This window comes from Streptomyces palmae (genome assembly GCF_004684805.1).
GTDB lineage: Bacteria > Actinomycetota > Actinomycetes > Streptomycetales > Streptomycetaceae > Streptomyces > Streptomyces palmae.
The window spans coordinates 1-1725 of the sequence record NZ_SRID01000646.1 but is presented as its reverse complement, the minus strand read 5'-3'; the positions used below and the strand labels follow the sequence as shown (position 1 = coordinate 1725).

Below are 1725 nucleotides of genomic sequence, written 5' to 3'. Positions count from 1 at the left end.
GCGGGGCACTGCCGCCGGCTCGCGGGATGTGCCGGGGCGGCATGGCGTGCCGGGTCGGAGGGCTTGGATGAGTGGGAGAGCCTGGATGAGTGGGGTGGTGCGAATGGGGCGCGCGGTGGGCTGGGGCGAGTCGGCGTACCCGGGCGGGTCCGAGCGGTACGGTGGCCGTGAGGCCCCATTCGGCAGGGCTCGGCGGACCGCCGCACTCCGGTCAGCCAGGCCCGCGCTGCCCGGCCCGGACATCCCCCGATAACCTCCCAGTCATGTCCCGCCATGTCGCGATCGTGACCGATTCCACGGCCTATCTGCCACCACAGGCAATGGAACGGCACCGGATCACCTCGGTACCCCTCACCGTGGTGCTGGGCAACGAGGCACTGGAGGAGGGCACCGAGATCTCCGCCCGCTCCGTCGCCGAGGCGCTGAAGAAGCGGAAGCCGGTCACCACCTCCCGGCCCAACCCGGAGATGTTCGCCGCCGCCTACCGTGCCGCGGCCGAGGCGGGGGCGAGCGGCATCGTCTCGCTGCATCTGTCGGCCGAGTTCTCCGGCACCTATGACGCGGCGGTACTCGCGGCCGAGCAGGCCCCCGTCCCGGTGCGGGTGGTGGACAGCGGCATGGTCGCCATGGCCCTGGGCTTCTGCGCGCTGGCCGCCGCCGAGACCGCGGAGAGCGGGGGCACCCTGGACGAGGCCGTCGCCGCCGCCGAGAAGCGGGCCGAGAGCACCGCCGCCTACTTCTACGTCGACACCCTGGACTACCTGCGCCGAGGCGGCCGGATCGGCGCGGCCCAGGCACTGCTCGGCTCCGCCCTCGCGGTCAAACCGCTGCTGGAACTGGAAGGCGGCCGGATCGAGTTGCGCGAGAAGGTGCGTACCGCCTCCAGGGCCATCGCCCGCCTGGAGGAGATCGTCGTGGAGCGCGCCGGCGGCAGCCCGGTGGACATCGCGGTCCACCACCTGGACGCGGGGGAGCGGGCGGCAGCACTGGCAGAACGCCTGCGCGCCCGCGTGCCGGGCCTGGCCGAGCTGTATGTGAGCGAGGTCGGCGCCGTGATCGGGGCCCACACCGGGCCGGGCCTGCTGGGCGCGGTGGTGGCCCCCCGCTGACCAGCCGGGCACCTCGGGCAGCCGGCGGATACGGAGTAGCCCCGCGAGCTCTCCACACGGAGGTGACGGCTCCGGCCAGCCAGCCTTCAGCGAGCGGGCCTCGGCGGTGCGTCACCTGCGCCATGCCACGTTGAGCGTGCCCCGATACGAGTGTGCCCTGTGCGGGCGTGCCCTCAGCGATGTGGTCGGCGACTTCCGCCTGATGAGTGACCCAGTTATCCACAACTCGCCGTTTGTCCACGGAATCCGGACCGTCTCGGCGGGGGATGGACAGTCGGCCTACCGTCAGCTCGCATGGAACCACGTTCACACAGCGTTACCAGCCGAGGCGGCACAGACACCCACCACCAAGCCCGTCGCGACGAGCATGCGCCCATGGGGCGTTCGACCGCGGGACGTTCGGGGGCCGGGCGCGGGCGCCCGACCGCGGCGCGCACCAGGACGGCCGGGGCGCACCGCAGGCCCCGCCCCGAGGCCGGTGCCCATCCCCTGGCCGCCCGTGCCGCAGCCCTCTTCAGCAGAGGTGCCGGCACACCGTCCAGCCCTGGCGGCACATCACTCGACCCACCGCCCCGCCGCACCGATGCCATCAGCACCGGCCCGCCGTCCCCGGCAC

General features: G+C 73.4%; 1 protein-coding gene. It reads left to right on the top strand.

All coding sequences use genetic code 11. The annotated features are described in order from the left end of the window. Positions 1–263 precede the first annotated feature (263 nt). Positions 264–1109: a DegV family protein gene (locus tag E4099_RS31775; RefSeq protein WP_135342552.1), complete on the top strand. Its 846-nt coding sequence runs from the start codon at positions 264–266 to the stop codon at positions 1107–1109. The last annotated feature ends 616 nt before the right edge of the window (positions 1110–1725 follow it).

What these genes read in the sequence shown, in the direction of transcription:
- E4099_RS31775 (WP_135342552.1), top strand. Translation starts at nt 264, where the DNA reads ATGTCCCGCCATGTCGCGATCGTGACCGATTCCACGGCCTATCTGCCA.